General features: G+C 67.5%; 8 protein-coding genes and 1 pseudogene. 2 read left to right on the forward strand and 7 right to left on the reverse strand.

Annotated elements, in window-relative coordinates; all coding sequences use genetic code 11:
- The 6 genes and pseudogenes from AC27VN_RS27065 to rpsB all read right to left on the reverse strand — a co-directional run.
- Window positions 1–228: pseudogene (locus tag AC27VN_RS27065) on the reverse strand (phosphatidate cytidylyltransferase); the annotation flags it as partial.
- Window positions 229–255: 27 nt separating this feature from the next.
- Window positions 256–993, reverse strand: a complete 738-nt coding sequence (gene uppS, locus AC27VN_RS27070) for a polyprenyl diphosphate synthase (RefSeq protein WP_490878528.1) — start codon at window positions 991–993, stop codon at window positions 256–258.
- An 8-nt stretch (window positions 994–1,001) separates the two neighbouring features.
- On the reverse strand, window positions 1,002–1,562 hold the full coding sequence (frr, locus tag AC27VN_RS27075) for a ribosome recycling factor (RefSeq protein WP_093342271.1): 561 nt from the start codon (window positions 1,560–1,562) through the stop codon (window positions 1,002–1,004).
- 12 nt (window positions 1,563–1,574) lie between these two features.
- Complete coding sequence (gene pyrH, locus AC27VN_RS27080) at window positions 1,575–2,297, reverse strand: UMP kinase (protein WP_057591659.1); 723 nt, start codon at window positions 2,295–2,297, stop codon at window positions 1,575–1,577.
- A 102-nt stretch (window positions 2,298–2,399) separates the two neighbouring features.
- Window positions 2,400–3,323, reverse strand: a complete 924-nt coding sequence (gene tsf, locus AC27VN_RS27085; RefSeq protein WP_093342272.1) for a translation elongation factor Ts — start codon at window positions 3,321–3,323, stop codon at window positions 2,400–2,402.
- Window positions 3,324–3,402: 79 nt separating this feature from the next.
- Window positions 3,403–4,155 (reverse strand): 30S ribosomal protein S2, encoded by a 753-nt coding sequence (gene rpsB / locus AC27VN_RS27090; protein ID WP_093342273.1) that lies wholly within the window; start codon window positions 4,153–4,155, stop codon window positions 3,403–3,405.
- 445 nt (window positions 4,156–4,600) lie between these two features.
- Here rpsB and AC27VN_RS27095 point away from each other — a divergent pair, with 445 nt between their 5' ends.
- Window positions 4,601–5,854: a D-amino acid dehydrogenase gene (locus tag AC27VN_RS27095; protein WP_490878529.1), complete on the forward strand. Its 1,254-nt coding sequence runs from the start codon at window positions 4,601–4,603 to the stop codon at window positions 5,852–5,854.
- Window positions 5,855–5,857: 3 nt separating this feature from the next.
- On the opposite strand, the gene AC27VN_RS27100 is transcribed toward AC27VN_RS27095, so the two are convergent.
- The gene (locus AC27VN_RS27100; protein ID WP_490878530.1) at window positions 5,858–6,289 is read right to left on the reverse strand and encodes a hypothetical protein; all 432 of its coding nucleotides are present in this window, start codon (window positions 6,287–6,289) and stop codon (window positions 5,858–5,860) included.
- A 32-nt stretch (window positions 6,290–6,321) separates the two neighbouring features.
- Between AC27VN_RS27100 and AC27VN_RS27105 the strand changes: the two genes are divergently transcribed.
- The coding region (locus AC27VN_RS27105) for an NAD(P)H-hydrate epimerase (RefSeq protein WP_490878531.1) at window positions 6,322–7,416 on the forward strand (1,095 nt) is incomplete at its 3' end.

Consider the following 7,416-nt stretch of genomic DNA (forward strand, 5'->3'; position numbering starts at 1 on the left):
CCGCTCGAGCAGTCCGAGCCACCACGAGAGCGCGCACAACACCACCATCTCGAGGCCGAGGAACACGGACACCCGCTGGCCATAGCCGTTGAGGCGCCCCCACTCCCAGGCCGCGGCGCCGATCAGCACCAGCATCACGCAGCCGAAGGGAACGTAGGAAGGATAGAAAAGCGCCGGCAGGAGGATCGCCAGCAGGACGATCGCCGTGAGGATGCGTTGCTTGAGCATGCAGCGGGGTCGTCCGGGGAGAGAGGTTCAGGCCGTCTGGCGCGATCGGGCGTTGGTCGTGACCTGCGCCGATGTCTTGCCGAAGCGGCGCTCGCGGTTCTGGAATGCGGCGATGCCCTCGTCGAGCGCCGCCTCGTCGAACTCGGGCCAGAGCTTGTCGCTGAAGAACAGCTCGGCGTAGGCGCTCTGCCAGAGCAGGAAGTTCGACAGCCGCTGTTCGCCGCCGGTGCGGATGAACAGGTCGGGATCGGGCACGTGGGCGAGCGCCATCGCACGGTCGAGGTTGAGCTCGGTCAGCGGTTCGCCGCGTTCGGCCAGCTTGGCGGCGGCCTGGGCGATGTCCCAGCGGCCACCGTAGTTGAAGCACACGTTGAGCACCAGGCGGTCGTTCATCGCCGTGGCGTTCTCGGCGTCGATCAGGCCCTTCACCATCTTCGGCGACAGGCCGCCGCGCTCGCCGACGAAGCGCAGCTGCACGCCGTCGCGGCCGAGCTTCGGCACTTCGCGCGCCAGCGCGCCGACCATCAGGTCCATGAGGCCCGAGACCTCCTCGGGCGGGCGGTTCCAGTTCTCCGAGGAGAAGGCGAACACGGTCAGCACCCGTACGCCGCGGTCGACGCAGGCCTTGACGCAGCGGCGCAGCGACTCCACGCCCTGCTTGTGCCCTGCCACGCGAGGCAGGAAGCGCCGCGTGGCCCAGCGGCCATTGCCATCCATGACGATGGCGATGTGGTGGGGAATGGTCTGCGGCTTGGAGGCGGCCATGGGCAGCCTCAAACGGCCATGATCTCCGCTTCCTTGGCCGCGATCAGGCGATCGATTTCCGCGATGTGGCGGTCGGTCACCTTCTGGATCTCGGCTTCGGCACGCTTCTGGTCGTCTTCCGAAGCCAGCTTGTCCTTGACCAGCTTCTTGACCGATTCGTTGGCATCGCGGCGCAGGTTGCGCGTCGCGACCTTGGCGCTCTCGCCTTCGTTGCGCACCAGCTTGGTCATTTCGCGGCGGCGCTCTTCGCTCATGGCCGGCAGCGGCACGCGGATCAGCTCGCCCATCGAGGCCGGGTTGAGACCCAGGTCGCTTTCGCGGATGGCCTTCTCGATCTTGGCGCCCATGCCCTTTTCCCAGGGCTGCACGCTCAGCGTGCGCGAGTCGAGCACCGACACGTTGGCCACCTGGCTCAGCGGCACCTGCGAGCCGTAGTACTCGACATGGATCGAGTCGAGCAGCGCGGCGTTGGCACGGCCGGTGCGGATCTTGGTGAGGTTGTTCTGGAAGGCAGCGATCGACTGGTTCATCTTCGCGTCGGTCGTGCTGCGGATATCGGCAATGGTCATTCTCAAATACTCCTAGGCATGCACCAGCGTGCCCTCGTCCTCGCCCATGACGACGCGCTTGAGCGCACCGTTCTTGAAGATCGAGAACACCTTGATCGGCAGCTTCTGGTCGCGGCACAGCGCAAAGGCTGCCGCGTCCATGATGCCGAGATTCTGCGCGATGGCCTGATCGAAGGTCAGGCTGGCGTAGCGCGTCGCGTCGGGATGGGTCTTCGGGTCGGCGCTGTAGACGCCGTCGACCTTGGTCGCCTTGAGCACCAGCTCGGCGCCGATCTCGGCGCCGCGCAGCGCCGCGGCGGTGTCGGTGGTGAAGAAGGGATTGCCTGTGCCCGCGGCGAACACCACGACCTTGCCCTCCTCGAGGTACTGCAGCGCCTTGGGCCGCACGTAAGGCTCGACCACCTGCTCGATGGCGATGGCGGACATCACGCGCGCCACCAGCCCCTGCTTGTTCATGGCATCGGCCAGCGCCAGCGAGTTCATCACCGTGGCCAGCATGCCCATGTAGTCGGCCGTGGCGCGGTCCATGCCGACCGAGCCGCCCGCGACGCCGCGGAAGATGTTGCCGCCACCGATCACGACCGCCACCTCGACGCCCATGTTCACGACCTCGGCCACTTCCGCGACCATGCGCACGATGGTGGCGCGGTTGATGCCGAAGGCGTCGTCGCCCATCAGTGCCTCTCCCGACAGCTTCAACAAGATTCGCTTGTGGGCTGGGCGGGGATCAGACATGGGCAATTTCCTTTAAGAGTGAGCGGGGGCGAGTGTAGAGCTTGGCGGTGAAAAGGCGACAGCATGCACCTGCACGCTGTCGCCTTCTGGCGGGGAACGGTCTCAGGCAGCGGCCTTGGCGGCTGCGACCTGGGCCGCGACTTCGGCAGCGAAGTCGTCGACCTTCTTCTCGATGCCCTCGCCGACCACGTACAGGGTGAAGCCCTTGACGGTGGTGTTGACGGCCTTGAGCATCTGTTCGACGGTCTGCTTGTCGTTCTTCACGAACGGCTGGTTGTGCAGCGAGACTTCCTTGAGGAACTTCTGCACGCCACCCTCGATGCGCTTGGCAACGATGTCGGCGGGTTGCGGCTTCTTGCCTTCGGCTTCGGCGGTCTTGCGGTCTTCTTCCGCCTTGCCCGCGGCCACGGCACGCTCCTTCTCGATCAGCTCGGCCGGCACGTCCGACGCGGCAACCGAGACCGGCTTCATGGCGGCGATGTGCATCGCAACGTCCTTGGCGGCGGCATCGTCACCCTCGAACTCGACCACCACGCCGATGCGCGTGCCGTGCAGGTACGAAGCCAGCTTGCCGTTGCCGGCGAAGCGCTTGAAGCGGCGGAAGCTCATGTTCTCGCCGATCTTGCCGACCAGGCCCTTGCGCACGTCCTCGAGCGTGGGGCCGAAGCCGTCCTGCTCGTAGGCCAGCGCGCCCAGCGCGGCGATGTCGGCCGGGTTGTTCTGCGCGACCAGCTTGGCAGCGGCATTGGCCAGCGCCAGGAAGCTGTCGTTCTTGGTGACGAAGTCGGTTTCGCAGTTGATCTCGATCATCGCGCCGGCAGCGTCGTCGACATAGGCAGCCACCACGCCTTCGGCGGTGATGCGGCTCGATGCCTTGCCGGCCTTGTTGCCGAGCTTGATGCGCAGCAGCTCTTCGGCCTTTTCCATGTTGCCGTCGGCCTCGGTCAGAGCCTTCTTGCACTCCATCATCGGCGCGTCGGTCTTGGCGCGCAGTTCGCCGACCATGCTTGCGGTGATTGCAACCATTGTTTCTCTCCGTATTCAGAAAATCAGATTAAAAAAAAGGGGCAACGAAGCCCCTTCTTCAGGCGCGGGGACGCGCAGCTCAGGCCGAAGCGCTTTCTTCGACTTCGACGAATTCGTCGCTACCTTCGGCGATGGCCTTGACCACGTCGCTGGTCGCGCTGTTGCGGCCTTCGATGATCGCGTCGGCGATGCCACGGGCGTACAGCGTGACAGCCTTCGACGAGTCGTCGTTGCCGGGGATCACGTAGTCGATGCCTTCGGGCGAGTGGTTGGAGTCCACCACGCCGATCAGCGGAATGCCGAGCTTCTTGGCTTCGGCCACGGCGATCTTGTGGAAGCCCACGTCGATCACGAAGATGGCATCGGGCAGCGCAGCCATGTCCTGGATGCCGCCGATGTCCTTTTCGAGCTTCTCGATTTCACGGGTGAAGGTGAGCTGCTCTTTCTTGCTCAGGCTGTCGAGGCCGGCTTCCTGCTGGGCCTTCATGTCCTTCAGACGCTTGATCGAGGTCTTGACGGTCTTGAAGTTGGTCAGCATGCCGCCGAGCCAGCGGGTGTCGACGAAGGGCACGCCGGCGCGGCGGGCTTCGGCGGCGACGATTTCGCGCGCCTGGCGCTTCGTGCCGACCATCAGGATCGTGCCGCGGTTGGCCGTCAGCTGCTTGGCGTACTTGGCCGCATCCTGGAACATCGGAAGCGACTTTTCCAGGTTGATGATGTGGATCTTGTTGCGATGACCGAAGATGAACGGGGCCATCTTGGGGTTCCAGAAGCGGGTTTGGTGACCGAAATGGACACCGGCTTCCAGCATTTCGCGCATGGTGACGGACATTGAAGTTACTCCGAAGGTTGGGTCTAAAATCCAGCCCGTTTTTGCACTCCGCTGGACACTGCATGCCGGCTTGGCCGGCAACGCTGCATCAGCGAGGTCGCAACACCTTGATTGGGCTGGTTTGCGAATGTGTTTCGTCGGCGTGGTGCTCCGTCTTGACAGATGGAGTACCGCGTGAGCGAAACCCAAAGAGTATAGCACGCACCTCGGACACCCCTGCCCCGCACGCCTTGCCAGATCCCGAAGCCCCACCTTCCAGCCTCCCGTCGGACGCCGTTCGACGGATGCGCGCCCCCGATGCCCCGCCGTGTACCCGGGGAACGCCCCGGGGCGCCAATGCTCTGGCATGCTGCGCTGCACGACGAGACGGCATGGCTGCTGCAAAAACAATAGCTAGGCACCTTCGTCAGATGGGCGTCAGCACTCTTTTTTATCCTGAATCTCAATGAAAATCGCGATCGTGGGCGCCGGCATCATCGGTGTCACCACCGCCTGGGAGCTGGCGTCCGACGGCCATGAAGTGACCGTTTTCGAACGCCGGGGCGCCGCCGCCGAGGAGGCCAGCTTCGCCAACGCCGGCGTGGTGGCGCCCGGCTACGTCACGCCCTGGGCGGCGCCCGGCATGCGCCTGAAGGTGCTGCGCTCGCTGCTGTCCTCGCACGGCGCCATCAAGCTGCGCTGGCCGTTGTCCTCGCGCGATCTGGGCTGGATGTCGCGCTGGCAGAAGGCCTGCAAGCTCGAGACCTACCTCGCGAACCGCGCGCGCATGCAGCGCCTGGCCTTCTACAGCCGTACCCGGCTGCACGAGGTGAGCGAGGCCCGCGAGCTCAACTACGAACGCAGCGACGGCTACCTGGTGCTGCTGCGCTCCAAGCGCGAGCGCAAGCTGGTCCAGCCCGGTCTCGAGGTGCTGCGCGGCGCGGGCAGCGTGTTCCGCGAGGTCGATGCCGACGAGGCCCGGCTGATCGAGCCCGCCCTCAACCCCGACACGCCGCTGGCAGGCGCGATCCACCTGCCCGAGGACGAGGTCGCCAACTGCCGCCAGTTCGCGCTGCTGCTCAAGTGGGAGGCCGAGTCGCTCGGTGCGCAGTTCCACTTCAACTGCGACATCGCGCCGCTGAGCCGCGCCGCGCCCACCTCGCTGTCGCTGGCCAGCGGTTCCGATGCGCTGCACTTCGATGCGGTGGTGGTCTGCGCCGGGCTCGGCTCGGCCTCGCTGCTGCGCCCGCTCGGCCTGAGGATTCCGATGGCGCCGGTCTACGGGCATTCGGTGAGTGCGCCGGTGCGCGAGCCGCTCAACGCGCCGCGCAGCGCGATCATGGACGAACGCTACAAGGTCGCGATCTCGCGGCTCGGACAGCGCGTGCGCGTGGCGGGCAGCGCCGAAATCGGCGGCTCGGCCGACACGCTGAGCCAGCCCGCGATCCTCACGCTCTACAAGGTGCTGCAGGACTGGTTCCCGGGCGCGGCGACCCTGCAGTCGGGCGTGCAGCAGTGGAAAGGCGCACGGCCGATGCTGCCCGACGGGCCGCCGGTGCTCGGCGCGAGCGGCATTCCGGGCGTGTGGCTCAACCTCGGCCACGGCTCCAGCGGCTGGGCGTTGTCGTGCGGTAGCGCGCGCGTGGTGGCCGATCTGATCGCCGGGCAGGACCCTGGCGTCGACCTCGAAGGGCTGGGCGTCGAGCGACTCGGAAGCTGAGGCTCAGGCCTCGTCGTTCGGGCCCCACTGCCGCGGATGGGCGGCCGGCCTCTCCACTGGCAAGCGTGGCGGCTCCGGCGGCCGCAGACGCCGGGCCAGCCCGGACAGCAACGCGGGCGCGACCAGCACGCACACGGCCAAGCACAGCAGGTCCGCCGCCATCAGCAGCCAGCGCCACGCACCCGCGGCGCCATCGATCATGGGATCGAGCCAGCGGATCAGCCCGAAGCCCCAGCCCACGCTCGCGGCCCAGGCCAGGTCGCGCAGCGGCACCCATCGCAGCGATTCGGCCAGCAGAAACACGCCCCAGACGATGGCCAGCCACCCCAGCGCCCAAGCCAGGCCTTCGCCCAACACCATGCTGGTGACAACGAAGGCCACGAACCACGCAAGCAGCAGCGCGATCAGCCAGCCGAGAAGCCCCAGACGTTTCATCGCGCGATCATAGGCAGGGGCAGAATCGCCCGATGCACCGCATCACCTCCGCCACCGCAGCCGACCTGTTCGACCTCGCTGCCACGCGCCGCATCGAGCAGGCCGCCGCGGCCGCCCTGCCCGCTCACGCGCTGATGCAGCGCGCCGGGCTGGCCGTGGCACGGCTCGCAATGGCGATCGCGCCGCATGCCCGCACGGTCTGGGTGGCCTGTGGTCCGGGCAACAACGGCGGCGACGGCTTCGAGGCGGCTGCGCAGCTGCGGCAGCGCGGGGTCGAGACCGTCGTCAGCTTCGCGAGCGACGAGGCCCGCCTGCCGGCCGACGCGAAAGCCTCGCTGCAGCGGGCTCGCGATGCGGGCGTGACCTTCGCCCCGGAGCCGCCCGCGCGCTACGAGCTCGCGATCGACGCACTGCTCGGCATCGGCGCCACCCGCCCGCCTCAAGGCGCGATGGCCGAGTGGCTGCGCCGCATGCATGGCGAGGCGCATCCAGTGCTCGCGGTGGACGTGCCATCGGGCCTGAATGCGGACACCGGCACGCTTTCGCACGGCGACGATCTTCTGGCGCAAAGCGCGGCATCGCGGCGCATCTGCCTGAGCCTGCTGACCCTGAAGCCCGGTCTCTTCACGGCCCAGGGCCGCGACGCGGCCGGCGAGATCTGGTTCGACGACCTCGGCTGCGGCGCGACGAGCGAACCGCCCGTGGCGCGCCTGCCGGGCGCCCCATCGCTCGCTCCGCGCGCCCACGCTTCCCACAAGGGCAGCTACGGCGACGTGGCCGTGATCGGCGGCGCATCGGGCATGGCCGGTGCAGCATTGCTGGCCGGTTCCGCCGCGCTGCATGCGGGCGCTGGCCGCACCTTCGTCGGCCTGCTCGATCCGGGCGCGGCGCCGGTCGACCTCGCTCAGCCCGAACTGATGCTGCGCGACGCCCGTTCGCTCGATCTCTCGGCGATGGCCGTGGTCTGCGGCTGTGGCGGCGGCACCGCGGTGCGCGAGCTGCTGCCGCGCGTGCTGTCGACCGCCCGCGCGCTGGTGCTCGATGCCGATGCGCTCAACGCGATCGCGAGCGACGATGGCTTGCGGACCCAGTTGAAGGCGCGCACGAAACGTGGTCGCCCCACGGTG

This window comes from Variovorax sp. 20P10.2.4 (assembly GCF_058244205.1).